This is a genomic window from Streptomyces sp. NPDC034103, assembly GCF_055575395.1.
In genome coordinates, this window is record NZ_JBVISS010000017.1 from 61,578 (window position 1) to 87,161 (window position 25,584).

25 protein-coding genes are annotated in these 25,584 nt (G+C 69.2%); 10 read left to right on the forward strand and 15 right to left on the reverse strand.

The window, feature by feature from the left end; translation table 11 throughout:
• Window positions 1–194: 194 nt before the first annotated feature.
• From kstD to ACZ56U_RS32950, 3 genes are all read left to right on the forward strand, one after another.
• Window positions 195–1,931: a 3-oxosteroid 1-dehydrogenase gene (gene kstD, locus ACZ56U_RS32940; protein WP_469087586.1), complete on the forward strand. Its 1,737-nt coding sequence runs from the start codon at window positions 195–197 to the stop codon at window positions 1,929–1,931.
• Between the two features lie 180 nt (window positions 1,932–2,111).
• Window positions 2,112–3,464: a PE-PGRS family protein gene (locus ACZ56U_RS32945; protein ID WP_469087587.1), complete on the forward strand. Its 1,353-nt coding sequence runs from the start codon at window positions 2,112–2,114 to the stop codon at window positions 3,462–3,464.
• Window positions 3,465–3,498: 34 nt separating this feature from the next.
• Entirely contained in the window at window positions 3,499–4,101 is a 603-nt protein-coding gene (locus ACZ56U_RS32950) for a hypothetical protein (protein WP_469087588.1), read from the forward strand.
• 19 nt (window positions 4,102–4,120) lie between these two features.
• Here the strand turns inward: ACZ56U_RS32950 and ACZ56U_RS32955 are convergent, their stop codons facing one another.
• The 3 genes from ACZ56U_RS32955 to ACZ56U_RS32965 are packed head-to-tail and all read right to left on the reverse strand — an operon-like array spanning window position 4,121 to window position 5,810.
• On the reverse strand, window positions 4,121–4,780 hold the full coding sequence (locus ACZ56U_RS32955; RefSeq protein ID WP_469087589.1) for a class I SAM-dependent methyltransferase: 660 nt from the start codon (window positions 4,778–4,780) through the stop codon (window positions 4,121–4,123).
• A 41-nt stretch (window positions 4,781–4,821) separates the two neighbouring features.
• A complete protein-coding gene (locus ACZ56U_RS32960) occupies window positions 4,822–5,136 on the reverse strand; it encodes an AzlD domain-containing protein (protein ID WP_469087590.1) in 315 nt (104 codons plus the stop codon).
• Window positions 5,133–5,810 carry an AzlC family ABC transporter permease gene (locus tag ACZ56U_RS32965; RefSeq protein WP_469087591.1) on the reverse strand — a complete coding sequence of 226 codons (678 nt, stop codon included), beginning with the start codon at window positions 5,808–5,810 and terminating at the stop codon, window positions 5,133–5,135. Before ACZ56U_RS32965 ends, ACZ56U_RS32960 begins: the two co-directional genes overlap by 4 nt.
• Before the next feature lie 54 nt (window positions 5,811–5,864).
• Between ACZ56U_RS32965 and ACZ56U_RS32970 the strand changes: the two genes are divergently transcribed.
• A complete protein-coding gene (locus ACZ56U_RS32970; protein ID WP_469087592.1) occupies window positions 5,865–6,437 on the forward strand; it encodes a helix-turn-helix domain-containing protein in 573 nt (190 codons plus the stop codon).
• Between the two features lie 122 nt (window positions 6,438–6,559).
• Here ACZ56U_RS32970 and ACZ56U_RS32975 read toward each other — a convergent pair whose 3' ends face one another.
• Window positions 6,560–6,763, reverse strand: a complete 204-nt coding sequence (locus ACZ56U_RS32975) for a cold-shock protein (protein WP_003992177.1) — start codon at window positions 6,761–6,763, stop codon at window positions 6,560–6,562.
• A gap of 287 nt (window positions 6,764–7,050) precedes the next feature.
• Here ACZ56U_RS32975 and ACZ56U_RS32980 point away from each other — a divergent pair, with 287 nt between their 5' ends.
• The 3 genes from ACZ56U_RS32980 (at window position 7,051) to ACZ56U_RS32990 (ending at window position 14,459) form a co-directional block, all read left to right on the forward strand.
• The gene (locus tag ACZ56U_RS32980) at window positions 7,051–7,899 is read left to right on the forward strand and encodes a menaquinone biosynthetic enzyme MqnA/MqnD family protein (RefSeq protein ID WP_469087593.1); all 849 of its coding nucleotides are present in this window, start codon (window positions 7,051–7,053) and stop codon (window positions 7,897–7,899) included.
• Window positions 7,900–7,930: 31 nt separating this feature from the next.
• On the forward strand, window positions 7,931–9,769 hold the full coding sequence (locus ACZ56U_RS32985; protein WP_469087594.1) for a serine/threonine-protein kinase: 1,839 nt from the start codon (window positions 7,931–7,933) through the stop codon (window positions 9,767–9,769).
• A gap of 214 nt (window positions 9,770–9,983) precedes the next feature.
• Window positions 9,984–14,459, forward strand: coding sequence for an FtsK/SpoIIIE domain-containing protein (locus tag ACZ56U_RS32990; RefSeq protein ID WP_469087595.1), 4,476 nt, complete (start codon window positions 9,984–9,986; stop codon window positions 14,457–14,459).
• Window positions 14,460–14,508: 49 nt separating this feature from the next.
• On the opposite strand, the gene ACZ56U_RS32995 is transcribed toward ACZ56U_RS32990, so the two are convergent.
• From ACZ56U_RS32995 to ACZ56U_RS33005, 3 genes are read right to left on the reverse strand one after another with little or no spacing between them, the layout of a single operon-like run.
• Entirely contained in the window at window positions 14,509–15,099 is a 591-nt protein-coding gene (locus tag ACZ56U_RS32995) for a hypothetical protein (protein ID WP_469087596.1), read from the reverse strand.
• A 12-nt stretch (window positions 15,100–15,111) separates the two neighbouring features.
• Entirely contained in the window at window positions 15,112–16,575 is a 1,464-nt protein-coding gene (locus tag ACZ56U_RS33000; RefSeq protein ID WP_469087597.1) for a hypothetical protein, read from the reverse strand.
• Complete coding sequence (locus ACZ56U_RS33005; RefSeq protein WP_469087598.1) at window positions 16,568–16,903, reverse strand: SAV_915 family protein; 336 nt, start codon at window positions 16,901–16,903, stop codon at window positions 16,568–16,570. Before ACZ56U_RS33005 ends, ACZ56U_RS33000 begins: the two co-directional genes overlap by 8 nt.
• 70 nt (window positions 16,904–16,973) lie before the next feature.
• On the opposite strand from ACZ56U_RS33005, the gene ACZ56U_RS33010 reads away from it, so the two are divergent.
• Complete coding sequence (locus tag ACZ56U_RS33010) at window positions 16,974–17,276, forward strand: hypothetical protein (protein ID WP_469087599.1); 303 nt, start codon at window positions 16,974–16,976, stop codon at window positions 17,274–17,276.
• Between the two features lie 99 nt (window positions 17,277–17,375).
• Here ACZ56U_RS33010 and ACZ56U_RS33015 read toward each other — a convergent pair whose 3' ends face one another.
• The gene (locus ACZ56U_RS33015) at window positions 17,376–17,636 is read right to left on the reverse strand and encodes a WXG100 family type VII secretion target (protein WP_469087600.1); all 261 of its coding nucleotides are present in this window, start codon (window positions 17,634–17,636) and stop codon (window positions 17,376–17,378) included.
• A gap of 206 nt (window positions 17,637–17,842) precedes the next feature.
• On the opposite strand from ACZ56U_RS33015, the gene ACZ56U_RS33020 reads away from it, so the two are divergent.
• A complete protein-coding gene (locus ACZ56U_RS33020) occupies window positions 17,843–18,100 on the forward strand; it encodes a WXG100 family type VII secretion target (RefSeq protein WP_469087601.1) in 258 nt (85 codons plus the stop codon).
• Between the two features lie 38 nt (window positions 18,101–18,138).
• Entirely contained in the window at window positions 18,139–18,978 is an 840-nt protein-coding gene (locus ACZ56U_RS33025; protein ID WP_469087602.1) for a hypothetical protein, read from the forward strand.
• Window positions 18,979–19,046: 68 nt separating this feature from the next.
• Here the strand turns inward: ACZ56U_RS33025 and ACZ56U_RS33030 are convergent, their stop codons facing one another.
• From ACZ56U_RS33030 to ACZ56U_RS33060, 7 genes are all read right to left on the reverse strand, one after another.
• Window positions 19,047–19,859, reverse strand: coding sequence for a hypothetical protein (locus ACZ56U_RS33030; RefSeq protein ID WP_469087603.1), 813 nt, complete (start codon window positions 19,857–19,859; stop codon window positions 19,047–19,049).
• Window positions 19,840–20,172: a hypothetical protein gene (locus tag ACZ56U_RS33035; RefSeq protein ID WP_469087604.1), complete on the reverse strand. Its 333-nt coding sequence runs from the start codon at window positions 20,170–20,172 to the stop codon at window positions 19,840–19,842. The genes ACZ56U_RS33030 and ACZ56U_RS33035 overlap by 20 nt, the downstream gene beginning before the upstream one ends.
• Before the next feature lie 19 nt (window positions 20,173–20,191).
• Window positions 20,192–21,685: a C2 family cysteine protease gene (locus ACZ56U_RS33040; protein WP_469087605.1), complete on the reverse strand. Its 1,494-nt coding sequence runs from the start codon at window positions 21,683–21,685 to the stop codon at window positions 20,192–20,194.
• The gene (locus ACZ56U_RS33045; RefSeq protein WP_469087606.1) at window positions 21,685–22,047 is read right to left on the reverse strand and encodes a hypothetical protein; all 363 of its coding nucleotides are present in this window, start codon (window positions 22,045–22,047) and stop codon (window positions 21,685–21,687) included. Before ACZ56U_RS33045 ends, ACZ56U_RS33040 begins: the two co-directional genes overlap by 1 nt.
• A 200-nt stretch (window positions 22,048–22,247) precedes the next feature.
• Window positions 22,248–22,874: a hypothetical protein gene (locus ACZ56U_RS33050; RefSeq protein WP_469087607.1), complete on the reverse strand. Its 627-nt coding sequence runs from the start codon at window positions 22,872–22,874 to the stop codon at window positions 22,248–22,250.
• Window positions 22,875–22,887: 13 nt separating this feature from the next.
• Window positions 22,888–23,520 (reverse strand): hypothetical protein, encoded by a 633-nt coding sequence (locus tag ACZ56U_RS33055; protein ID WP_469087608.1) that lies wholly within the window; start codon window positions 23,518–23,520, stop codon window positions 22,888–22,890.
• 38 nt (window positions 23,521–23,558) lie between these two features.
• Window positions 23,559–25,544, reverse strand: a complete 1,986-nt coding sequence (locus ACZ56U_RS33060; RefSeq protein WP_469087609.1) for a hypothetical protein — start codon at window positions 25,542–25,544, stop codon at window positions 23,559–23,561.
• Between the last annotated feature and the right edge of the window lie 40 nt (window positions 25,545–25,584).

Genomic DNA, 25,584 nt, shown 5'->3' on the forward strand with positions numbered 1-25,584 from the left:
CCCAAGGATTGACTGGAATGTCGACGCTGTACGACGATCCATGCAGGGCCCAACGGGCGGCAACCCGCTCCACCCGGGCGGAGCGGGTGCCGACCCACCCTCGCGCGCCAACTCGTCTGCGTGACCCTTGACTTCACATGGTCACCGCGCCACATTCCCCTTTCTGACACCCCCTCAGAAGGTGGGAGCGGCCCATGAACCCGACCCGAAGGCAAGTGATCGGCACCTCGGCCGCCACCGGACTCTCCCTCGCGGCAGGGGGCCGGCAGACTGCCCGCGCCGCCGACCTCCCCCTCCTCGGAACGTACGACGTCGTCGTCATCGGCTCCGGAGCGGCCGGCATGACCGCCGCGCTCACCGCCGCCAAACGGGGTCTGAGCTGCGTGGTCCTGGAGAAGGCGGCCACGTTCGGCGGGTCCGCGGCCCGTTCCGGCGCCGGGATCTGGATCCCCAACAACTCCGTGATCCTCGCCGCGGGCGTACCGGACACTCCCGCGAAGGCCGCCGCCTACCTCGCCGCCGTCGTCGGCCCCGACGTGCCCGCCGCCCGGCAACAGGCCTTCCTGGCGGCCGGACCCGCCATGCTCTCCTTCGTCATGGCCAACAGCCCGCTGCGCTTCCGCTGGATGGAGGGGTACAGCGACTACTACCCCGAGCTGCCCGGAGGGCTCCCGGGCGGCCGTTCCATCGAGCCCGACTACCTCGACGGCACCATCCTCGGCGCCGAACTCGCCGACCTCAACCCGCCCTACATGCCCGTCCCGGACGGCATGGTCGTCTTCAGCGCCGACTACAAGTGGCTCGCCCTGTCCGCCGTGAGCGCCAAGGGCCTCGCCGTCGCCACGCAGTGCCTGGCCCGCGGCACCAAGGCCCTCGCGCTCGGCCAGACCCCCCTGACCATGGGGCAGTCGCTCGCCGCCGGGCTGCGCAAGGGCCTGATGGACGCGGGCGTCCCGGTCCGGCTGAGCACCCCGCTGACCGAGCTGTACACCGAGGGCGGCGGAGTCGCCGGCGCGGTGGTCCCCGGTGGCCTCTACCGGGCCCGGCGCGGCGTCGTCGTCGGTTCCGGCGGCTTCGAGCACAACCTCGCCATGCGCACCCAGTACCAGCGGCAGCCCATCGGCGTCGACTGGACCGTCGGCGCGAAGGAGAACACGGGGGACGGGATCCGGGCGGGACGGCGGCTCGGCGCCGCCCTCGACCTCATGGAGGACGCCTGGTGGGGCCCGGCGATCCCGCTGCCCGGCCAGCCGTACTTCTGTCTCGCCGAACGCACCCTGCCGGGCGGGCTGCTCGTCAACGCCGCCGGGCGCCGGTTCGTGAACGAGGCCGGGCCCTACAGCGACGTCGTCCACACCATGTACGAGCGCAACCCGACCGACCCCGACATCCCGGCCTGGCTGATCACCGACCAGAACTACCGCAACCGGTACCTCTTCAAGGACGTCGCGCCCACTTTCCCGTTCCCCGAGGACTGGTACACCTCGGGCGCGGTGAAGAAGGCCTGGTCCCTCGACGCCCTCGCCACCGCCATCGGCGTCCCGGCCGCCGCCCTGCGCACCACCGTCGACCGGTTCAACTCCCTTGCCCGGCAGGGCAAGGACACCGACTTCCACCGCGGCGACAGCGCCTACGACCACTACTACACGGACCCCGCGGTCCTGCCGGACTCCTGTCTCGCCCCCCTCTGGCTGCCCCCGTACCACGCCTTTCGTATCGTCCCCGGAGACCTCGGTACCAAGGGCGGCCTGCGCACGGACGCCCGCGCCCGGGTGCTGCGCGAGGACGGCTCGGTCATCCCGGGCCTGTACGCCGCGGGGAACGCCAGCGCGGCCGTGATGGGGCACAGCTACGCGGGCGCCGGTTCGACGATCGGCCCGGCGATGACCTTCGGCTACCTCGCGGCTCTGGATATCGCGGGGGCGCTGTAGGCGCGCCGGTGGGTGCGGCGGACGCCCAGGCCGGACCTCGCCCCTTCGGCCCTGTCCACGGCAGCCCGCTGTCCGTCCGGCACCATAGGGTGAGTTGTGAGCGGCCAAGTCCAGTCCGGTGATCGAGGTACGGGGGCGGAAATGTCGTTTCGGGGGGCGAATCCCGAAGACCTGGAGCAGTTGTCAAAGCTTCTGGACGGGCGCGGCGGCCTGGGGGACGGCCTGGACGAGGTCTTCACCCGGGCCGGCCGACTGGGGGTGAGCGGGCATCTGGCGCCCCTGAAGCCGATGCGGTCCTGGACCCGGGACCAGGCTCAGGACCTGCGTAAACGCGCCACCCTCCTGCGCCTGGAGAACGGCGACCCGACGGCCGGGCTGCTGTGGGCGGGGTTCACCGCGAAGGACCTGGAGTCCTACCAGGGCGAGGGGATCAGGCCGGAGACGCTGCTGCTGGCCAATTCGGTGGCGGCGAGCGACGATCCGCACGCGAAAGAGCTGGCCCGGCAGCCGGGAGAGAAGCTCGGCGACTGGGTCGCGCGGCTGGAGGCGCACGCCCTCTCGACGATCCCCGGCCTGGAGCCGCACGAAGAGACCCTCACCGAGATGATCAAGTTCGGCTCCGATGTGTTCAACGTCGCCGCCGCGACCCAGGTCGCGGTGGCGAGCGGCTTCTCGGGCACGAAGGTGCTGCTGGGCAACGCGGTGAAGACCGGCAAGCTCGGGCCGATGAAGGACGCGCTCGCGGCACGCTGGACCGCGCCCGGCAGCAACCCCGTCCTGCGCTGGGCGGGCACGAAGCTCGGAGGCTACAACCCGCCGATACGCTCGCTGACCGCGCCGGGCAGCTGGCTTCCCGGACAACTCGGCACCATGGCCTCGCGGAGCCAGACGTACCAGAGGGTCGCCAACGTGCCCTTCAGCTCGGGCTTCCTCGGTGACCGCTGGGGCGGCGGGTGGGACGCGCTGCGGGGACGCGGCTTCATGAACGCCAAGCTCCTGGGCTTCACTCCCAACCAGGCCATCAACTTCTTCGCCGGCTCGGACGACATGGCCCGTATGTACGGTGGACTGACCCACTCCGGCCAGGCGGTCACGCGCGCCGGACAGGCCAGCCTGTGGACGGTCGGAAAGGCCGGCGGGTTCGGCGCCGCGGCCAAGACGGCGGGCCTGTGGCGGGGCGCGGGCATCGTCGGCTCGGCGGGCGCGACGGTGTTCTCCGTGGCCAACATCGCCACCATGGACCATGAGGCGGAGTGGAAGAAGAGCAAGGCCGGATACCTCGCCAACTACGCTGAAGCCGGGTTCAACGCCTCCCTGACGATGGCCATGGTGGCCCCGAACCCGGTCACGATCGGTCTCGCCGTGGGAACCGGCATCGTCTACGGGGGCCTGAAGGTCGCCGAGCACTGGGACGACATCACGGAGAAGGCCGACGAGGCGGCGGACTGGGTGGGGGACAAGGCGAGCGACGTCGGAGAGGGCATCGCCAACGGCGCCAAGGCGCTGGGCAGCGCGCTCAACCCGTTCGACTAGCTCCAGACCTACGCGAGAAATGGGCATGCGCGCGATGGCACAGAGTAGTGAGTCCTTGGAGTTCGAGCTGACGCCGTACAGCGTCAGCACCAAGAAGGAGCTGCCCAAGGCCGGACTCGAGGGAGACGTGGGGCAGTTCGGCCACGTCACCGTGGAGCGCTGCCCGATCTACCGGCCGCTGGAGAAGGGAATGGACACCGTTCAGCTGAGCGGGCCGGCCTTCCCGGAGGTGCGCTTCCGCGGGAAGCGGAGGTCGGGGCGGCCCTCGCTGTTCCATGCGGAGCTCACCGTCGACGGCCGCCCCGCGGAGCTGCGGCTCAACACCCGGGCCCTGCGAAAGGAGCGCCGGGCGCTGCGCATCGCGTACGAGGACCGGGAGTACGTCTACTCCGTGGAGGGCCTGGGCAAGGCGAAGGTGCTGGCGAGGGGGGACGTCCAGGTCACGATGGAGTCCGGCCAGTACATCCCGTCGGCCGGGACCGTCCGCACGGGCACGGCCACCGGCCCGTTCGACGCCGTGGACCTGGCCGTCGCCATCGTGCTGGAGGAGGTGGACACCGATGTCCTCACTCTGGGCGGCGCCGTGATGTCGTCCCCCTTCGCCGTGTTGCAGCACTTCTCCGACCGGGCGGAGTAGCGGGCTCGCCCCGCTCTGATCAGTCGGCGTCCGCGTCCGGGGCGGGCTTGCGCGCGATCAGGAAGGCCTGCCGTGTCAGCTCCGAGGGGGCCGGCTCGCGCACCGTCCGCGAGACGAGCGCGAAGCCGGCACCCTCCAGGAGTTCCACGACCGTCTCCGGCTGCCGGCGCAGGAAGTCGAGGATCACGTCGTGGCCGAAGGGCTTGTCGTGCCGCTTGGGCTCGTCACCGACCTGGAAGCCCATGAGCAGGTGGCCGCCCGGTGTGAGCACCCGGCAGAACTCCGCGAACAGGCGCGGGAGTTCGTCCACAGGGGTGTGGATGGAGGAGTACCAGGACACGACCCCGTCGAGCGAGGAGTCGGCCAGGTCCAGCTCCAGCATCGACCCCTGCTCGAAGCGCAGCCCCGGATTCTCCCGCCGGGCGATCGCCAGCATCGACGCCGACAGGTCGAGGCCGAGGACGGACAGCCCGAGGGAGTCCAGATACGCCGTCACCCGCCCGGGCCCGCACCCGAGGTCGGCCACCGCCCCGCCGCTGCCCACGAGTTCGGCGAAGGCGTCGAGCATCGCCCGGTCGACGGGCGAGACCGTCAGCACCTCACGGAACCGCTCGGCGTAGTCCTCGGCGACGGTGTCGTAGAACACCCGGGTACTGGTCAGGAAGTCGGAGTCGGTCATGCCCGGGGACCTTAGCGGCCCCCACTGACACCCGGCCCGGCTCAGGCCAACCCCGCCGCCCGCAGCGCCGCCGCGGTCCCCGCGGCCCCCAGCACCACCACCGCGAACGGCGCCCGCCACCAGGCCAGCACACCCCCGGTCAGCACCCCGAGCGGTCGCGCCCAGCCCGCGAAGTGACCGGCCTCGGTCAGCGCGCCCGTCGCGAGCAGGGCGGTGAGCAGGACGACCGCGCCCGCGGCGAGCAGCTCCCGCACCCGCGCGGGCAGTTCGACGCGGCCGTGCAGGGCGGGACCGACCAGCCGGAAGGCGTACGTGCCGACCGCGAGGGCGAGGATCATCGCGACCGTCGCGCTCATGCCGTCCGCCTCCGTCCGTGGGCGAGGAGTCCGGCCAGGGACGCCAGCACGGGCACGCCCGCCGGGGCGAGCGGGGTGAGGGCCAGGGCCGCACCGGCGCCGAGCAGGGAGGAACGCCGTACCGCCGCGTCGTCCCGCAGGACGGGCAGGACCAGGGCGACGAGGACGGCAGGGAAGGCGGCGTCCAGGCCGTAGCGGGCGGTGTCGCCGAGGGCGTCGCCGGCGAGGGCCCCGGCCAGGACGCCGAGGTTCCAGACGGCGAACAGGCCGAGCCCGGAGACCCAGAACGCCGTACGACGTCGTACCGGATCGGTCTGGGCGAGGGTGAAGGCGACCGTCTCGTCGGTGACGAAGTGCGCGCCGAGGAAGCGGGCGAGGCGGCCGCGGCCGATGTGCTCGGCGACCGCGAGGCTGAAGGCGGCCGTGCGGGTGTTCAGGATCAGCCCGGTGGCCGCCGCGGCGAACGGGCCGCCCCCGGCCAGCAGCACCCCGACCGCGCTGAACTGGGCGGAGCCCGCGTACACCACCAGCGACATCACCACCGGCACCCACACCGGCAGCCCCCCGGCGACGGCGATCGCGCCGAAGGAGACGCCGACGATCCCGCCCGCGAGACAGACCAGGGAGACGTCCCGGACGAGATCCCTGTCGGGTGTTCGCTGTACCGTACGCATGTTCTCTACAATGAACAGAAGAGTCCCCGTTCGTCAAGGCGAACAGTCGTACCGATGGAGCGAACGAACATGTCGGGCAGTCATCTTCCGCTGGAGTGGATCGCCGCCTCCCTGCGCCGTGAGCGCACCCGCGCCGGGCTGTCGCTGTCCGAGCTGGCCAAGCGGGCCGGGATCGCGAAGTCGACGCTGTCGCAGTTGGAGGCGGCGAGCGGGAACCCCAGCGTGGAGACGCTGTGGGCGCTGGCGGTGGCGCTGGGGGTGCCGTTCAGCGCGCTGGTGGAGCCGCCGGCGCCGCCGGTGCAGGTCATCCGCGCGGGCCAGGGGCCGTCGGTGGCGTCCGAGCAGGCGAACTACGTCGGCACGCTGCTGTCCTCCAGTCCGCCCGGGGCGCGGCGGGACATCTACCGGATCACCGCCGAGCCCGGCGCGGTCCGTGACTCGGAGCCGCACATCCCCGGCTCGGTCGAACACCTGATCGTGAGCAGTGGGCGGGTCAAGGCGGGGCCGAAGGGCGAGGAGGTCGAGCTGGAGCCCGGGGACTACATGGCGTACCGCGGGGATGTGGCGCACTCCTATGAGGCGCTGCTGCCCGGGACGGCGTTCGTGCTGGTCATGCAGCACCTGTAGGGCCGTAGGGCGCCGTGCGGGTGCCGTACGGGTGGCCTGCGGAAAAGGCAGGAGCCCCGCTGCCTTGCGGCGCGGGGCTCCTTGGGTACTGCTGTCAGGTTCGGATCAGAGACTCGGGAGTCTCAGACGGGGGTGACGTTCTCCGCCTGCGGGCCCTTCGGGCCCTGGGTCACGTCGAAGGAGACCTGCTGGTTCTCCTCCAGCGAACGGAAGCCGCTCGCGTTGATGGCGGAGTAGTGGACGAAGACGTCCGGGCCGCCGCCCTCCTGGGCAATGAAGCCAAAGCCCTTTTCGGCGTTGAACCACTTCACGGTTCCGGTAGCCATAAGCCCTCCTTGGGCCCAAAGGGTTGCCCTGCTCCAGAACCTGCAAGTGTGAAAACAGTGCCGCACAACTGCATACTTCTGAATACGACTAGAGCCTGCGGTTACATGCTCCGCAGGCTCTGTACTGCAAGGGAAACCAAACTGCAACTTGCGGCCGAGCCTAGCATGAGGGCAGCCGAAAGCAACAGAGGCCAAGATCACGTCACTCGGATGTTTGATCGTGCTCGTGTCGAGTTGACGGAGGGGGTGGCCATCGTACGACAACCCGCAGGGTCTAGCCTCACGATGTGGACAATTCACGCACCCGGCCGCGCGTCGGCCACATCCAGTTCCTGAACTGCCTGCCCCTGTACTGGGGGCTCGCCAGAACGGGCACACTCCTCGACTTCGAGCTCACGAAGGACACCCCGGAGAAGCTCAGCGAGAAGCTGGTGCGGGGAGATCTCGACATCGGCCCCATCACGCTGGTCGAGTTCCTGCGCAACGCCGACGACCTGGTCGCCTTCCCCGACATCGCGGTCGGCTGCGACGGTCCGGTGATGTCCTGTGTGATCGTCTCGCAGGTCCCGCTCGACGAGCTGGACGGCGCGAGGGTCGCCCTCGGGTCCACCTCCCGTACCTCGGTCCGCCTGGCCCAGCTGCTGCTGGCCGAGCGCTACGGCGTACAGCCCGAGTACTACACCTGCCCGCCGGACCTCAGCCTGATGATGCAGGAGGCGGAGGCGGCCGTCCTGATCGGGGACGCGGCGCTGCGGGCGAACCTCCTCGACGGGCCGCGCTTCGGCCTGGAGGTCCACGACCTCGGCTCGCTGTGGAAGGAGTGGACCGGCCTGCCCTTCGTCTTCGCGGTCTGGGCGGCCCGCCGGGACTACCTCGAACGCGAACCGGTCATCACCCGCCAGGTCCACGAGGCCTTCCTCGCCTCCCGCAACCTCTCCCTGGAGGAGGTCGGCAAGGTCGCCGAACAGGCCGCCCGCTGGGAGGCCTTCGACGAGCGCGTCCTGGAGCGGTACTTCACCACCCTCGACTTCCGCTTCGGGGGGCCGCAGCTGGAGGCGGTGGCGGAGTTCGCGCGCCGGGTGGGGCCGACCACGGGCTTCCCCGCGGACGTGAAGGTGGAACTGCTTCAGCCGTAACCTGCATCTGAGTGTTACGGGGGAGGACGCCATGCAGCCGCTCGGAGCCGACGAACCGACCACCGTGGGTCCGTACCGGCTGCTCGGCCGGCTCGGTTCCGGCGGGATGGGCCGGGTCTACCTGGGACGCAGCACGGGCGGGCGCACGGTCGCCGTCAAGATCGTGCACCCGCACTTCGCGCTCGACGAGGAGTTCCGCGCCCGCTTCCGGCGCGAGGTCGACGCGGCCCGGCGGGTGGGCGGCGCCTGGACGGCCCCCGTGCTGGACGCGGACCCGGAGGCAGCGGTGCCGTGGGTGGCGACGGCCTACGCGGCGGGTCCCTCCCTCTCGGCCGCGATCGCGGACGGCGGCCCGCTGCCCGCGCATTCGGTACGGGCGCTGGGGGCGGGGCTGGCCGAGGCATTGACGGCGGTCCACGAACTGGGCCTGGTGCACCGGGACGTGAAGCCGTCGAACGTGCTGCTGACCCTGGACGGCCCGCTGTTGATCGACTTCGGGATCGCCCGGGCCACGGACGGTACCGCGTCCCTCACCTCGACCGGCGTCTCGGTCGGCTCGCCCGGCTACATGTCGCCCGAGCAGATCCTCGGCACGTCGGTGACAGGCGCGGCGGACGTCTTCTCGCTGGGCGCGGTGCTGGCGTACGCGGCGACCGGGCAGCCGCCGTTCCCCGGGGACTCGTCGGCGTCGCTGCTCTACAAGGTCGTGCATGAGGAGCCCGAACTGGGTCTCCTGGTCGGGGACTTGCGCGGCCTGGTCGCGGAGTGCCTGGCGAAGGAGCCGGGCGCCCGGCCCGCGCCGGGTGAGGTGGCCCGGCGACTGGCCCCGGAGGGCGCGGCACGGCTGGTGGCGGGCGGGTGGCTGCCGGGGGCGCTCGTGGAGCGGTTGAGCCGGAGCGCGGTGCGGCTGCTGAACCTGGAGGCGGCGGGGGAGGCGGCTTCGGGGCCGGTGGAGTTCGGCAGTGCGGCGGCGGGCTTCAGCGGTGCGGTGGCGGGCGGGACGGCGGGGGCGGATGCCGGTGCCCCGGCCGCCGGGGAGTTCGGGCCGCCGCCGGTCATGCCGGGGGCCGGGTCAGGGGCCGCCGCCGCGGTCGTGCCGTCCGCGCCCGCGCCGCCCGCCTTCGCCCCGGGGGGACACCCTCCCTCCGTCGCCGTGCCCGAGCCGCGCGGACCGGAGCCCGAACCCCAGGACGCCGCCCCGCCGTCCGACGCCCGCCCGGGCAGACTCACCGTCTCCGTGGCGGCCACCTCGGCACCGGGGACGAACGGACGGGGCCGGCGGATGAGCTGCACGGTGGCGCTCGCCGTGGCGGGGGCGCTGGCGGCGGTGACGGTGGGGTCGGTGTTCCTGTTCGACCTGATGCCGGGCGGGCGCAACGACGACGCGGGCGGCGCGGGTTCGGACTCCTCCACCGCGCCGGGCAGCTCGGCCTCCGCCTCGCAGGAGCCGTCGGCCTCCGTATCGCCCACGGCCTCCGTGCCGCCCACGGCCGACGGGACCAGCGGCGCCGCATCGCCGGCCCAGACGATCCCGGACCGCTACCTCGGCACCTGGGAGGGGGAGGGCAGTGGCTCCGGCATCCCCATGGGCACCTTCCGGCTCACCGTCGAGAAGGCGGCCGTCGGCGAGGAGCTGGGCAAACTCCGGCAGACGGACATCTTCGGGGGCGTCTGCAACGACGTCCTCACGCTGAAGAAGGTGACGGAGACCGAACTCGTCGCCACGTCCGTGGGGGCGAAGGACAACCACGCGGGCTGCAATCCGGCGCCGCACACCGTGCGGATCACGGCGGTGGGGGATGACCTCAGGTATGTGTCGCAGAGCGCGGCGGAGGGGAACCCTGAGGCGCGGATGTCGAAGGTCGAGTAGCGGCCCGCCAGTCCGCCCGCACGGGGGTGAGACGGGCCCGGCAACCGAGGAACACCCGGCCCCCGACGGTGGTGACCCGGCCTCCGCGATGCCGGCCGTCCGACCGTCGTCGGTCCGTCCTGAGGGCGGCACCGCGCGAACGCCGTACAGCCATTAGTCTCCGTTAGCCGAAGTGACGAACGTGGCCCCAGAGGCCGACGGGAGGATGACCACCATGCGGACGCTGGTCACGGTCGTGCAGGAAGGCGGTGAACCGCACGACGTCGTGATCGCGACGGACGACACGGCCACCGCCGGCGACGTCGCGGAGGTGCTGGGCGAAGCCCTCGGGCACCCCGCCCGCCCGACCGGCCCCGGCGCGGGAAACGTGGTGCGGATGCCCGGCACCGCCCTGTCCCCGATGCCCGGACACGGCGCACCGGCGACCCGGGTGCCCTCGCTCTGGGCGGACGGCGAGTACTGCGATCCGGCGGCACCGGCGGCTTCCGTCCTGCGCGACGGCATGCGGGTCGCCGTGGACGACTCCATAGGCCCGCTGCTGCGCAAGGGCGAGCCGGTCGGCCAGTTCGAGCTCAGGGTGGCCGGCGGTCCCGCCTCCGGCCGGGTGATCCGGCTCGGCGTCGGAGCGGCCACCGTGGGGTCGGCGCCCACCTGTTCGCTGCCCGTGTCGGACCCGGCACTGCCGCCGGTCGCGCTGCGCGTGACGATCGACCTCCAGGGCAACACCAAGCTCAGCGCCGAGACCGGCGCCGAGGTGCTGCTCGACGACGAAGCGGTGGAAGCCGGCGCGTCCTGGCCGCTCGGTGGTGTCGTACGCGTCGGGGACTCGCTGCTCGTCCTCGACAAGGTGGTGGAACCGGACGCGCACCTCTCCCTGATGAGCGAGGGAGGCCTCGCCTACAACCGTCCGCCGCGCCTGTCCCCGCTGCGGCCCCGGCGACGCGTGGTCGTCCCCGTGCCGCCCGGCAAGAGCGAGAAGGCCAAGTTCCAGTTCATCCTGGCCTTCATGCCCATGGTCTTCGGCCTGACCATGTATTTCGTCACCAAGCAGATCTACATGCTGCTGTTCTGCCTGATGAGCCCGATGATGATGGCCGCGCAGTGGATCAGCGACAGCCGTGAGGGCAAGAAGAAGGACAAGAACTCGGCGAAGCAGTACAAGAAGGACCTCGCCGAGCACCAGGCCGAACTCGTCGTCCTCGCCAAGGAGGAACAGCGCGCCCGCCGCGCCGACGCCCCCGACCCGGCCGAGATCCTGCTCTTCGCCACCGGCCCGCGCCGCCGGCTGTGGGAGCGCCGCCTCACCGACCCGGACGCGATGCTGCTCAGGGTCGGCGTCGGCGGGCTGGAGTCGGACGTCGAGATGGTCATGGCCCGCGGCGGCGGCTCCTACGACGAGGACCGACCCGAGCCCCCGACCCTCCCGGACGTCCCGGTCACCCTCCCCTTCGGCCGGCTCGGTGTCGTCGGCGTCGCCGGTGACCGGGCCCGGGCGATGGCCACCGCCCGCTGGATCAGCGTGCAGGCGGCCGTCCTGCACAGCCCCCGCGACCTCTCCCTGGTGTCCCTGTCCGCCACCCCCCAGGCCGGCGCCGAATGGCACTGGGTGCACTGGCTCCCCCACACCGACCCCGACCAGGGCCAGGACTGCGTGGCGCTCGTCGGCTTCGACTCCGAAGCCATCACCCGCCGGGTGAACGAACTGCTGAACGAGCTGGCGCGGCGCAAGGCCGCCCGCGAGCAGCAGAACATGCTGGGCCAGCTCTACCCCGACCCCACCATCCTGCTGGTCCTCGACGGCGCCCGGCTGCTGCGCCGAGTGCCCGGCGTCCCCCAACTCCTCACCGAGGGACCGCAGTACGGCATCATCGCGCTCTGCATCGACGAGGACGAGCGGCTGCTGCCCGAGGAGTGCAAGGCCGTCGTCGCCTGGTCCCCCGACGCACCGCACCATGTCCGCGTCCGCGGCTACGGCATGGAGGGCGTCGGCGACATCCTGGCCGACCAGGTCAGCTACGAGTGGTGCGAGCTGCTCGCCCGCTCCCTGGCGCCGGTGCGCGACGTCAGCCGCGACGACGCGGACGCCGCGCTGCCGACCGCCGCCCGGCTGCTGAACCTGCTGAACCTGCCCAACCCCTCCGGCGCGGACGTCGAGCGCATCTGGCAGGCGGGCGGCTCCACGACCGCCGCGCCGATCGGTGTCGCCGCGGACGGCCCGTTCGTCCTCGACATCCGCAGAGACGGCCCGCACGCGCTGGTCGCCGGTACGACGGGTGCCGGTAAGTCGGAGCTGCTCCAGACGATCATCGCCTCCCTCGCGGTGGCGAACCGCCCGGACGCCCTGAACTACGTCCTCATCGACTACAAGGGCGGCAGCGCCTTCATGGACTGCGCCCGGCTGCCGCACACCGTCGGTATGGTCAGCGACCTCGACGCCCACCTCACCGAGCGCGCCCTGGCGTCGCTGGCGGCGGAACTGCACCGCAGGGAGCGGATCCTCTTCGACGCCGCGGCGAAGGACATCGAGGACTACAACGACACCCGCAAGCTCCGCCCCGAGCTGGAGCCGATGCCCCGACTGGTCCTCGTCATCGACGAGTTCGCGTCGCTCGTCGCCGAACTCCCGGACTTCATCGCGGGTCTGGTCGACATCGCCCGCCGAGGCCGCTCGCTCGGCGTGCACCTGGTGCTGGCGACCCAGCGCCCGGCCGGTGTGGTGAGCGCGGACATCCGCGCGAACACCAACCTCAGGATCGCCCTGCGCGTGACGGACGCCGCGGAGTCGATGGACGTCATCGACGCCCCCGACTCGGGAGCGATCGCCAAGTCCACCCCCGGCCGCATGTACGTCCGTTCCGGCGCCCAGTCCCTGGTGGGCGTGCAGTCGGCCCGTATCGGTGGTCGCCGCCCGGCGACCGGCCAGAGCGGCCCGAAGGCGACCCTGACCCCCCTGCCGTGGACCGCGTACGCCCGCCCGCTGCCCAAGCGGCAGGAGGCCGAGGACGACGGCACGATGGTCACCGACCTGGCGGTTCTGGTGGACGCCGTGGCCGAGGGCGCGGCCCGGATGGGCTTCGGGGAGCAGCGCAGCCCGTGGCTGCCGCCGCTGGCGGAGCACGTAACGCTGACGGAGCTGGTCGCGTACGGCACGCGGCAGGAGCCCGCGGACGACGTCGCGCCGATCCCGTACGGCCTGATCGACCAGCCGGCCAAGCAGAGCCGCAAACCCTTGACGCTCGACCTCGTGCACGGCGAGCACACCCTGCTGCTGGGCGGCGCGCGCTCGGGCCGGTCAACAGCCCTGCGCACGCTGGCGGGTTCGCTGGCCCAGGCGACCTCCCCGCACGACGTGCACGTGTACGGCATCGACTGCGGCTCGAACGCGCTGTTGCCGCTGATGCGTCTGCCCCACGTGGGCGCCGTGGTCACCCGCGACGAGCCGGACCGGGCCCGCCGCCTGATCGAGCGCCTGCTCGCCGAGATCGCCCGCCGACAGCAACTCCTCGCGATGGAGGGCGCGTCGAGCGCGGCGGAACAGCGCGCGGCGGCGACCCCCGAGGAGCGCCTGCCCTGGATGGTCCTGCTGCTGGACAGCTGGGAGGGCTTCGCGTCGACCTTCGAGAGCTACAACTACGGGCAGCTGCTCGAAGCCGCGCAGCGCATCTTCCGTGAAGGTGCCGCGGTGGGCCTGAAGGTGGTCATGACCGCCGACCGCAGTGGTCTGAGCGGCCATGTGTCCTCCGCCTTCGGTGACCGTCTGATCATGCGCTTCGCCGACCCGAACGACTACTCGACGGCGGGCCTGTCGGCTCGCGAGGTCCCGAAGAACATGCCGCCGGGCCGCGCGTTGAAGATGACCGACACCGGTGTCGACGAGACCCAGATCGGCCTCCTCGCGGAGGACCCCGCAGGTCAGGCCCAGGTGCGGGCGCTGCGGGAGATCGCGGAGGCGGCGCGCACGCGGTACCCCCGTATCCCGGTGGGCCGCCGGCCGCTCCGGGTCGACGCGTTGCCGTCGCGCATCAACGCCGCCGAGGCGATGGCCCTGGACCCCGACTTCGTCACCCCGTCGCCCCTGTGGGCGCTGGTCTGCGTCGGCGGCGACGAACTCCGCCCGATCGGCATCGACCTGGAGGAGAACGGCCCCGGGTTCGTCATCGCGGGACCGCCCAAGTCCGGCCGCTCCACGTTGCTGCGGGCCGCGACGGAATCCCTGCTGGGTGCGGGTACGCCGGTGGTGCTGATCACCCCCCGCCGCTCCCCGCTGCGCGAACTGGAGGGCAGGGAGGGTGTCCTGGGCGTACTGAACGCCGAGAGTCGCGGGGACGACCTGGAGGACCTCGTGGAGGACCTGCGCGGCGGCTCGTACGTCGTGGTCGTGGACGACGCGGAGCTGCTGTACGACACCAACCTCGACGAAGCGCTGGAGACGGTCATCCGCAAGGGCGCGGACGGAGGCATCGGCCTCCTCGCCGCCGGCACGACGGACAGCCTCTCCGGCCAGTACCGCGGCTTCGCGGTCGAAGCCCGCAAGTCCCGCAACGGCATGCTGCTGACGCCGCAGAGCACGTCGGACGGCGAACTGTTCGGCATCCGCCTCCCCGCGAACAGCGGCGGCGGCCCGGTGGGCAGCGGGCTGTTCATCTCCGGCGGTTCTTATGTACCGGTGCAGGGTGTGATGAACGGCTGACACGTGGCGGCCCCGGCTGGGCGAGCCGGGGCCGGTCGCGTGTGCGCGGCTAGGGCTTGGTGAGGGGGAGGTTTTGGGGGGCGGGGGGTTGGGTTTCTTGCATGCGGACGAGGCGGTGGCGGCGGAGCGCTCCCACTGCGGTTCCGGCCAGGAGAAACACGGCAATTGCCGAAGTGCCGTAGGCAGGTAGGTTCGGCGGTGGATCGTTGACCCAGCTGTGAGCCAGGCTGCGGTGCGGATTGTTCGGGTCGTAGGTGACCAGCATCGAATCGCCCACGTGTACGTCGGGGTACATTCCGCCGTAGTCCCATAGTTTGGTTTCGGTGCCCGACTGGGAGCCTTGCACAAAACGGACCTTCACGTACTTGGGTTTGTTGTCGACAGCAGTTACCTCGGCGGCGACGGTGGCTCCTTTGGAGCGCAGGTGCTGCACCAGAGAATGCCCCGGCAGCCAGAGGGCGAGCGTCATTCCTACGCCCAAAAGAAAGCCGCAGAACACGCCCAGAATAGTCCGGCGTTGCGGGATTATGGGCTGCGGCTTCGCCTCCCTGATCCTGGCGGCCCTTTGACGGTGTTCCTCGATGTGAGGTGGCGTGACATATCCGCGCTGACGACGATTCGTGCGCTGTTTCTTAGACATCTTCGGTCACCCTCAAGAGAACCATCCGCCCACCGTATTCTTCGCGCTCGACGCAGCGTCGCCGATCTCGTTGCCGACGCCCTTTGCCGCGCCCGTGACTGCGTTGACGGCACCTTGGCCCGGCTCGGTCTTGATGATGTACGAGGTGCCATAGCCAATACCGAAGCCCACCACGACACCTGCCGCGATGCCCCAGCCGACCGGGCCCGAGGCAAGCGAAACCGCTCCCATGCCGAGCCACGTTCCGAAAGCCCCACCGGCCATACCCCCGACATTCGCCGCCACGGCAACGTCCGCCTCCGTACCGTGGGTGATATCCCAGGCCGTCGCACCGACCGTGAGCACCGTCCCCACCAACGGCAGCTTCCCGCCCGCCCCGAGCGCCCGCCCGAACAGCGTCGTCGTGTTCGGCGGCCTCAGTCCGGGCACCTTGCCGATCAGCCAGCTGCCACCGTCCGCGACCGACGCCTCCATGATCCGGGAGAAGGACCCCATGCCGTAGCGCGCGAGGATGCGTTCCGCCTCTCGTGCGGAGCGGGCGGATGCCCTCGCGGCCTGCCGGGTGGCCTTCTTCAGCGCCCGCCTCTCTTCCTGAGTCATGGCGTTGAGCCGCTGCTGGTACACACGGGCCGCGTGGTCGTTGAACCTCTGTGACTCCTCCCAGAACTTCCCCGCGTACGTGGCCTGCATCCCGATGACACCGGCCAGCAGACCGGCCGTGTCGGACCAGGTGTCCGCGGGGTCGAGGAGTTTCGCCGCGGCGATCCTGGTGTGTTTCCAGGCGAGGTCCCACAGTTCGGGATCGTCGCTCTGCATGAGCGCCCGATTGAAGACAGCAGCGGGCTCGTCTTCGCCGAACTCGCCGTGGAACAGGGCGGCCGTCTTCTCGAACCCGGGTGCCGGGGAGTCGGCGTTGATCGCGGTGGTGAAGGCCGACCCGAAGATTCTGGCGTCGTTCTCGGCTGTCGGGGCGCCCGCGGCGGCGATCATCACCTGGAGGGTCTTGGCGAGATCCGGACTCATCGTCGCGTAGAACGCGGAGGTGACATCGGGGTCGCCCTTGTGCTGTGCCAGCAGCCCCGCGATCCGATGGAACTCGGCGCCTGCCTGGCCCGCGTCGAGGGAGGCGGCCTTCCCGGTCTCCTCGGCGAGCAGCCTTCCGTCCTCCCGAGCCTCAGCCGCCGTGGGAATCGGTTCCCGAAGCCGCACCATGGAGCCGGGTTTCCGGATGCCTCTCTGGTCCAACTCCATGGCGGCGGCGAGCGCTTGGCGGCGACGAAGCATCGGCAACTCGTCATCGACCCAACCGGCGATTCCGGCGATCTCGGTGAGGGCGCTGGTGTCCAGCCCGAACCTTCGGAATCGGCTCGTGTAGGAGGACTTGGCGCCGTGCAGGCTCTTGCTGCTGGACTCGAGGTTCTTGATGGTCTTCAGCAGGTTGTGCGGATTGATGCCGGAGAAGTCGGGGTCAACCACGGGGGGAATCCCCTTTCCCGTCGGCGTCAGCCAGTCGCGGGTCGAGCAGTACCACTACGGCGCCCGAGCCGCTGAGTGCTTTCGCCATCTCGCCGGCAGGGACGATGACCCAGGGCTGCTCCTCTCCCATGGCCGCGACCAGCAAGGGAACACTGGTGAAGGCCAGAGCCATGAGCGGTTCCCGGCCTGCGTCGCCCGTCATGTGGACAAGCGGCACCTCGATGGTGCCGCCGCTGAGCGGAGAGCCGTCCGGGGCCTGCGGGACCTCGGACATGGTGGGCAGTACGAGGAATTCGGGAGCGTTCTGCGCCGATAAGGTTGCGGTCACCGCCTCAGATTATGGGGTGACCAAGAGGCGGGCATAAACCGGTAAATATGAAAATCAAAAGGTGACTGTCGTGTCGGATACCGAGTCCCGCGTTCTCAATCCGCGGAAAGCCGACCTTGAGCGGCTGCGCGGCGACCTCGTCAAAGAGCTGGAAAGCATCAAGAAGGCGCTCAAGGGGCCGACCGAGGAAATCGGTGGGGACAAGATCTGGGTCGGGAAGAACGCCCGGGCCTGGCACCGCGAACTCGACGGACGGCACCGGAAGTTGGGCGAGCAGGTCGACCAACTACTGCCGCTGGTCGACGCGGCCATCCGCGGCGAACCCGAGAAGGTGCCGGCGAGCGAGGCCCGCGCGTATCGCCAAACGGTGTGAGGCACCGTACCCGTCACGTGTGCCAACGCCACCGGGGTGCTCGATCAAGGTCGGAAGGACCTCGTCGAGCACCCCGGTGAACAGCGCAGCCCCGACGGATCAGGTGGCGCGCTCGATGTTGTCCGCGCTGGTGTTCGCCGACTTGCTGGCCTCGTTCAGCGTGTCGACCCACTTGTCGAAGGTCGGCTTCACGTCGTGCCAGTCGTCACGGAACCGGTCGGCCTTGGGGCCCTTCCAGTAGCCCGTGCTCTCAGTCGTGGCCGTCTCCAGAGCCTTGATGAGGGCCTGGAGGTCCGTGGCCTTGCGATTGAAGAGCTTGGACAAGTCCCGGAGTCGCCCGAGATCTGCACCGCGATCCATAACGTTCCTCCCCGTGTGGTTCATGGGCAAACGGACTGTCCGTTTGCATCAGGGGACGCTACCGCACCATGCGTGGGTTCCGTCCAGGGCCGCCCGGTGATCGGGTTCTCCTGTGAATGATCGGTGTTGAACCGGGTCAGGGGCCCACCGAGGGTGTTCACGGTCGGTCAGTATGCTGTGGTTTTGAGACAGCGGGGGAGGATGCTATGGCAAATCCTGACATACAGGAACTCAACCAGCGTGCCGGTCAGTTGAAGTCGCTCGCCGATGACATCGACGCTCTCGTCAACGCCGCCAAGAACCACAGCACCACCGGTATGAAGACCTGGTCGGGCCCGAACGCGGACCATGTGCGCGGCAAGCTGAAGAGCTGGCAGACGACCTGCGGGACGGTCGCCAAGGCGCTGCGGGACGAGGCCCAGCAGTGCACGCAGAGCGCCAAGGACCTGCAGAACAACAAGTAGTGAGCCGGCCCCGCCGCTTCACGGGAGGACCCACCACCGTGCCCTCGTACGACAGTTCCCGAGCGCGCTTCCGGCTGGCCGACCGCCATGTCGCCGTCTTCGCCCACCTCCTGAACGGCGAGACGCCCCCCGAGGAGCTGGGGGACTCACTGGCCGAACTCCAACGCATCGGACTGGTCGGCGAGGAGGGCGAACTCGCCCCGCTGCTACGGGACTTGCTCGGTGCTCTCACCGCGCCGACGGTCGTCGTCCAGGTGGAGGTCACCGGCGAGCACGGCCCGGTCAACCACGGTGTGGTCGTCGGCCAGGAGGCCGTGATCTCGCACGACGGCTGGCCGGGTGAGGAGGAGTCCGAGTACGTCTCCATCGAGCCCGACACCCTCGTCTGGGAACTTGCCCGCAAGGTCAACCTGCACCGCGGCGAGCGGCCCGAGGAGGGCGCGCCCGAGGTGCGCGTCGAGACGACGATGGCTGCCCTCGACGCCGCTTTCGTCGCCCTGGAGGAGCCGGGGGCGGACGACGAAGCGACCCGTGAGCTGGTCCGCAAGGCGCTGGTCCAGGCGGACGCCCGCCTCACCGAGCCGGCCCTCGGGCAGTTCCTGGACCTTGTCGTCTCGCTCAACGCCACCTGGCGCATCACCACCGCCTGGGAAGGGCAGCACGACGGCAAGCCCTCCACCATGGTCCGTGCTCTCGCCGTCTGGGACTGCGGCCCGCTCGGCCACTGGATCCGCGAACAGCCGGAAGAGCCGATCCTGCCGGGCCAGGTGGGCCCGGCCAGCCCTCTGGTCCTGCTCAGGTCGAACGCGGCGGAGGTCTGGAAAAAGATCACCGACCTGCTGCCCGACCGGGAGGAACTCCAGGCCGGCGGTGAGTGACGGTTCGCCGGTGCCGCCCTGGACACGGGTCGCTCGACGGGGAGGCCGAGAGGAGCCGGACCCCGTGCTCAGCTACTCGTACGCGTCATCCGTACGGCGCTCTCCGTCAGTTCCGAGACCTTGAACTGAACGCCGGTGAACTCGACGGTGTCACCGACGCGGACGTCCTGGTACATGGCCACCGGAATCGCCGCGCAGTTGGCGTTGATGCCCGCCGTCTGTGTCGCGGCGTCCACGGAGGCCGTGATCGACAGCCCTGTGGGGAAGGTCGCCACCCCGCTGTTGTCGAGCACCGACAGGTTGCTGCCCTTCGCCGGGAACCCCTTGGACGCGGCGGACAGGACGGACGGGGCGGTGGTGAAGCACAGACCGCTGTCCGCCTCGCCGCCCTTGGGGTCGAGGGACGCGGGGGCTGCCGCCAGGGCGGCCTTGGCCTGTGCGTCCCGCGGTTCCAGGACGACCCGGTAGGCGCAGATCTGGCTGACGGCGTAGGTGTGCCCGGACACGCGGATGCGCCGGCCGACCTCGACCGTCCGCTGCTTCTGGCCGTCCTCGTACCTCGCGCCGTCGCGCAGCGTCGCCGTACGGGTCGTACCGTCCGCGGTGGCGGCGTCGTACTGCACACCTCCGCCACCCGGCAGCCGGAATCCGCCGCCGCGCAGCACGTGCACGCCATCGGCCGGGGCCGTGCCCACGCACAGCGGACCCTTGTCCTTCGGTGCGGCCTGGGTGGTCGCGGCCGTGGTCGTCGGGTCCGTGCCACCAGTCCCGCCGGTCCCGCCGGTCCCGCCGGTCTCGTCGGCCGACGACCCACAGCCGGTCAGCACCAGCAGGGCGGTCAGGGCGCTCGCGGCGCCGTACTTACTCGCCGGCCTGAGCACCGGTCTCCTCCTTGTCCTCGCCGGAGACGCGCTCCAGCACGACGCGGGTGCGGTAGGCGACCTCCGCGACCCGCCACGCGTCTCCGGTGATCTCCACGATGTCGCCCGGCGTCAGGTCGTCGAACTCCGCGAGGGGGCGGCCCTCGCAGCCGATCTGGATGCGGCCGTGCACCGACGGCTCACGGAAGACCGTCGCCAGGACCTGGTGGGTGCGCCCTTCGTGCTCGACCGTGTACGGGATGTGATAGCGAAGCACCCAACGGCCCTCGAACTCGAAGGGGTACTTCACCTGCGGACGTTCGGGCTCGGACACAACGCTCACCTGCCGGGCATCAAGGGGCATCGAAGGCCTCGGCTCCCCCGAAGTACTGGTTGAACTGTTCCTGCGTCACCGTAATCGGTGGATAGCCCGAGGTTCCCCACGGGTTGCCGAGGATGACCTTGCCGTCGTCCGTGAAGCCACGCACGTAGTACGCGTGGTTGCTGTGGTAGGTGTTGCCCCATTCCTTGGGGTGGTTCTTGTCGAGGCCCTCGTCGGCCGGCGTGGAGACGGTGACGACCTTGCCGGACTCGAACGCCGACCGGAGCGAGTCCAGGTCCTTGTCCTCGCCCTCGCCGATGCCCAGGAAACCGCCGGTGGTCAGGTCCTCGCCCTCCCGACCGGTCAGATAGGGGGCCGACTTCTTGGGGTCGTCGCCCTCGATGCCGCCGTAGCCCCGCTCGTCGTCACCGTCGTCCGAGTAGGCCATCGCGAAGGCCTTCTCGTAGTACGCCGGCCAGGACTCGCCGTTCCCGTACGTGCTGATGGGGTTGCCGTTCTGGTCGGTCGGCAGATCCGGGGTCATGGTCACCCACTGGTAGTTGCCGCCCTTGTCCCAGACGCGGACGCTGACCGTGCCGTTCGGGTTCTGCTTGATGCCGTCCTCGATGAACTTGGGGTCCTTCTGCGCCAGACCGGCCAGCGAGGCGACGTACCAACAGTCCCCGAACTGGCGCTGGTTGACGTCGTCGGCCGAGACGCCGTCCTGGAACAGCGGGTCCGTGGGCGTCTGCCAGTGGATGCCGTTGTTGTTCTGGCCGTTCTGGTTGTTCCCGCCCTCTTCGAACGCGCCGGTGTTGGTGAACGTCGGCTGCGTGCCGGGAAAGGCCGTCTGGAACTTGCCGAAGTTCTCCGGGCTGATCTTGGAGAGCATCCGGCCGAGCGTCCCCCGGCGCGCGTCCTCCGGCAGGCCGTTCTTGTCGAACGGATTCCAGACGGAGTCGTCGGTACAGGTGAGCAGTTCGTTGTAGAAGGCGAGGTCCTTGGGGGAGGCCTGCGACACGAGGGCGTCGAGTTCGGCGGCTGTCAGTCCGTCGAGTTCACCGGAGATCTTCTCCAGGTCGTCGCGGTTGCCGTTGGTCCCGAAGTCCTTGCCCTGCAACTCCCGCAGATGCTTCAGGGCGGCGTCGATCTTCTTCGCGTCGGGCGCGTTCTCGTCCAGGAAGACGCTGCCGTCGCTGATCGGGTAGCCCTTGTCGGCCAGCTCCTGCAAGCCCTCCAGTTGCTTGATGCGGCGCTTCATCGAGGCCTGCATGTCGCCGAGTTCGCCGCCGAGGGCACCGGGCAGCCGCCGTCGCCCGAAGAACGACGGCATCGGGACCACGTCACCGACGAGATCCTGGAGATCGGGGTTCCGGGAGGCGCTCTGGCCGGGGGGCAGGTTCTGCTGGGCGGCGGTCAGCAGCATGGCCAACTGGCTGTGCAGCTTCCCCGAGTTCTGGGCGAGAGCGTCCAGGTCGCCGGCGAGCGCGGTGAGCTTGGTGGCGTCGAATCCCCTGAAGACCATCAGTGACCGCCCCCACCCGTCCCGGCCTTGGCCTTGTCCTTCTCCTTGGCCTGCCGGTCGAGTTCATCGGCCTCGCGCTCCCAGCGGGTGGCGTCGACCAACAGGGAGCTCGCCATGCCGTTCAGGGTCTGCTGCCGCTTCTGCAAGGTGGCGGTGCACTCGTCGGCGAAGGGACCCTGCCAGATCGCCCCCTCGTCACCACCGGTACGGAACGCGGTCGCGCGAGGGGTGGCCTTCTTCACGGCGGCATCGAGATAGGGACCGAGCCGACGCGCGATCGACCTCGCTTCCCGCGCCAGATTGCGCAGCTGCGCCGCCCGCTTCTTCAACTCGGCCGCGTCGCCGCCGTCCGTGGGCGCCATGTGCGCTTCCTTCCCCCGTTTGCCTACTGCTGCTCGGTCGTCGGCTGACCTACGACATCGCTGGTGAAGCATAGGAAGGGGGGTGCGGGCGGTGACGATCGGGGGCGGGAATCTCCTTGACCGTCACATGGTCGCCACATGGATGGGGGGTGCCGGCTCCTGCGGTGCGGCGCACCGGCCGTGTGCGCGGCTGGCGGCCTTCAGTTGGGCAGCTTGGACGGGAGGTCGCACTTCGCGTCCTTGTGGGCTTGGCGGGCGAAGGATGTGGCCAGGTCGATGAGAGCCTGCCGTGACTCCTTGTCCGATGCCTCAAGTGGCTTCAGTGCGTCGGCGAACACGGTCATGTTCCAGGGCTGCTTGCTCTCCTGCTCTTTTGCATAGCAGGGCACCCAGATCGCGGCCACTTCCGTGTTGGAGACCCCTTTGAGGCCAGCGTCAAAGTAGGTGAACTTTCCTCCGTCGTTCGGAGGGACGTCATCCTTGACCCAGTCCTGCCAAGGCCTTGCTGATCCCATTTCTGCCGACAGGGAGAAGAGGGAAGCGCCATCGTCTCCTGTCGCGAAGCATGTGCTCCTGAACCCTGAATCTTGGTCCGGCCTCCAGGTGCCGTCGAACTGATAGTCGGAGGCCTTGGGTAACACGGAGTTGAGAATCTTGGCGACTTCTGGACGATCAGGCACCTGTCGGCAAATATCCTCGGCCTGAATGTCCATACGCTTCTCGAAGTCGCCGAAGAGGTAGGTGATGAGCAGGGCGAGCACGCCAACCGCAACTGCAGTGCTGTAGAGGAAGATTCGATGCCAAAGCTTGCGCTTTATCGTGGCCATTGCGGCAAATTACCTAGTCGTTGCCGCGAGGCAGCTTGGATGGGAGGTCACATTTCGCGTCCTTGTGTACGTAGCGGCCGAAGTCTGTGGCCAGATCAACGAGCGTCTGCCGTACCTTTTTGTCCGAGCCCTGAAGCCCTTTCGGGGCCTCGGCGTAGACGGTCAGGCTGTACGGCTCCTTGCTCACCTTTTCCTTTGAATAACAAGGCACATAAATTGCGGCCAGATTCGAGGCTGAGATTCCCTTAATGCCGGAGGCAAAATACGCGATCTTACCCTCGGTGGGGGGCAGCTCGTGATCGGCCCACCGTCGCCATGACACAGTAGAAACAGCGTTGGCATGCAGGTTGAGGAGGGATTTTCCGTCGCCCTTTGCGAAGCAGTCGTTGGTGTAGTGCCAGTCGGGTGTTGTTGAGGGCCCTGTAGTGAAGTCGTAGCTAGCAGCTCGCGGCAGTTCCGAGTTGAAGATGCTTGCGGCTGCCTGACGGTTGGGAAGGTTGCTGCATACGTCATCCGCGCTAATATCTCCACGCTGTTCGAAGGCGCCGAGAAGATAGGCGACGAGCAGTCCCGCGGCGACGATCGCGGCCATCGCGCCGTAGATCAGGGGTTTTCTTGTGGTGCTGCGGTCACTTGCTTCCGTCAAGGTCGATCACCCTAATCATTTTCGAACCGGCTGAAAACCTACTGAGCGGCCCTGGTGCGCTCGATCAGGGAAGTGGCGTCGCGGAATCCTCTGCCCGCCTCGTCGCCGGCCCTGGATGCGGCTGCCGCGTCGCCCGTGGCTGACTTGACAGACTCCTGGGTTGTCAGGATGGCTGAGTGCTCGACCTGATCCGCGCGTTGTACGTTCTTGTAGACCTGCTCTTTCTCCTCGGATCCGTCCCCGTCGAATCCATCAAGAATCCCGTTGAAGATCTCTCCTGCGGCTGTGCCCACCAGGCCACCGCCGTAGACACCTGCCGGGCCAGTGAACGACGCCGTCGCGATGGTCACCGTGCTGCCGACCAGAGAGCCACCCCACAGACTTGCCTGGTCTTTCCATGCGTCGTCTCGTGCATTCGCATCAGCGTCGTTCTTGTCGGCCTGGAACTGCTGACCGTCACCGATGACACCTTGGAACAGGCCGGTTTCATAGGATATTTCATTGATGGCGGCATTCGTACTCTGCGGATAGGCGTCAGGATGATTTTTCTGAGCCTCCATCAGTGCGGCAGCGTACACATGCTGAGAGATGTTGAGCCTGTCGTACCCTTCTTGATTGCGGGAAACTGCGTGCAAAAAGCGCACGGCATCGTACTTGTCAATCTGAGCCGAAGCCCCTGATGTCGGATAGAGCTTGTCTCCATACATGATGTCCGACCCCAGTCCGCGATGCAGATCGGGCATGTACTCGGCCGAAATGTTTGCGAAACTGTCAGACATATACTCGTGGTCACGCAGGCGGTCTTGATCCGCGGAGACGGACTTCACGATGGCCGTGAACAGGTCGACCTGTTCCTTCGAGTGCCTGATGTCCTCTGCGCTGGCCGGCTCGCCCGGCCGGTGGCCGGTGGTGGCGGCTTCAAGGGCATGCCCCATCGAGTTCCGCCCCGTCACGCTCTCCTTGCCCGGCATGCTGTCGTCCGGCCACTTGCGTTCCTCGAAGAGGTACTTGAAGTGGGTCTCCGACTTGCCGTCGTCGCCCTTCTGTTTGGCGGCGAAGAACGCGGTCGCTGCGGCAGGGCTGTTCGCGAGGGCCTTCATGTAACCGGTGAGAGGGTCGTTGCCCTCGTCGTTGCCCAGGTGGTTGACCGTGCTGGCGGTTCCCCAGCCGGATCCGTAGAGCTGGTCGGCGCCCTCCATGATCCGTTTGTCCTCCTTGATGAGGGCCGTGCCGTAGTCCTCGAGGAACTTGTCGTCGTAGTCGCCGTACCGCATGAGGTTGCTCATGACGATGAAGCCCTCGGGGCCGCCGGAATCGCCGTAGGGAGGCGCGCCGCGCTCTCCGATCGGGTCGTCGCCGATCGCGACCATGTCCTTCTTCCACTTCATCATGGCCGACGAATCGGAGTGGGTGGCCGCGGCCACGGTGAGACTGAGGTTCTTCTGCATCTCGTCGAGGTCGTCGGCACGTGCGAAATCGGAGGTCTCGCCGTACCCGGCCGGCTTGTCGAGGTTGCTCATCTTCTCCCAGAGTTGCAGCGTCTTCTGGGCGCCGAGCGCTCCTACGACCTTCTCGGCGAAGGGGTATTCGTCGTAGTTCTCGGCGAAGAGCGCGTTGAGTTCGTCGAACTCCTCGGGGCTGAGGTCCTCGGGGTTCTTCTTCGCCAGTTCCGTGGCACGCTTGGCGGCTTTGGTCGCCGCCGCGTTGGCGGCCCGGCTCACCGCGGCCTCGTTGATCTGGACCATGCCCTTGAAGCCGGGGTACGGGTCGTTGTCCATGTTCAGGGCCAGGTGGTAGCGCCGTTTCAGCATGGGGAGTTCGTCCCTGGCCCAGTGGGACACACGCAGGACGGCGAAGAGATCCTCGCTCCCGATGCCGTACCAGGCCAGCTCCGTCTTGTAGTAGGAGGCCCGGCTCTCGAGGGTCTCCTGGTCCCGCCGCACAGAATCGATCGTCTCGTTGAGTCTGTCCGGGTCAATCCCGGAAAAGACACCCCCGCTGCTTCCCCCGTCGTCCGGGCGCATGCCGTTCCCCGTTCGCCTCGTGTCGGTTCCGCTGTCGCTC

Coding starts and splice junctions, on each gene's coding strand:
- ACZ56U_RS32995 (WP_469087596.1), bottom strand. CDS start 15,099: ATGTCTAAGAAACAGCGCACGAATCGTCGTCAGCGCGGATATGTCACG.
- ACZ56U_RS33015 (WP_469087600.1), bottom strand. CDS start 17,636: ATGGATCGCGGTGCAGATCTCGGGCGACTCCGGGACTTGTCCAAGCTC.
- ACZ56U_RS32970 (WP_469087592.1), top strand. CDS start 5,865: ATGGAGCGAACGAACATGTCGGGCAGTCATCTTCCGCTGGAGTGGATC.
- ACZ56U_RS32985 (WP_469087594.1), top strand. CDS start 7,931: ATGCAGCCGCTCGGAGCCGACGAACCGACCACCGTGGGTCCGTACCGG.
- ACZ56U_RS33040 (WP_469087605.1), bottom strand. CDS start 21,685: ATGGTCTTCAGGGGATTCGACGCCACCAAGCTCACCGCGCTCGCCGGC.
- ACZ56U_RS33045 (WP_469087606.1), bottom strand. CDS start 22,047: ATGGCGCCCACGGACGGCGGCGACGCGGCCGAGTTGAAGAAGCGGGCG.
- ACZ56U_RS32950 (WP_469087588.1), top strand. CDS start 3,499: ATGGCACAGAGTAGTGAGTCCTTGGAGTTCGAGCTGACGCCGTACAGC.
- ACZ56U_RS33060 (WP_469087609.1), bottom strand. CDS start 25,544: ATGCGCCCGGACGACGGGGGAAGCAGCGGGGGTGTCTTTTCCGGGATT.
- ACZ56U_RS32965 (WP_469087591.1), bottom strand. CDS start 5,810: ATGCGTACGGTACAGCGAACACCCGACAGGGATCTCGTCCGGGACGTC.
- ACZ56U_RS33020 (WP_469087601.1), top strand. CDS start 17,843: ATGGCAAATCCTGACATACAGGAACTCAACCAGCGTGCCGGTCAGTTG.
- ACZ56U_RS32955 (WP_469087589.1), bottom strand. CDS start 4,780: ATGACCGACTCCGACTTCCTGACCAGTACCCGGGTGTTCTACGACACC.
- ACZ56U_RS32960 (WP_469087590.1), bottom strand. CDS start 5,136: ATGAGCGCGACGGTCGCGATGATCCTCGCCCTCGCGGTCGGCACGTAC.
- ACZ56U_RS33050 (WP_469087607.1), bottom strand. CDS start 22,874: ATGGCCACGATAAAGCGCAAGCTTTGGCATCGAATCTTCCTCTACAGC.
- ACZ56U_RS32990 (WP_469087595.1), top strand. CDS start 9,984: ATGCGGACGCTGGTCACGGTCGTGCAGGAAGGCGGTGAACCGCACGAC.
- ACZ56U_RS32975 (WP_003992177.1), bottom strand. CDS start 6,763: ATGGCTACCGGAACCGTGAAGTGGTTCAACGCCGAAAAGGGCTTTGGC.
- kstD (WP_469087586.1), top strand. CDS start 195: ATGAACCCGACCCGAAGGCAAGTGATCGGCACCTCGGCCGCCACCGGA.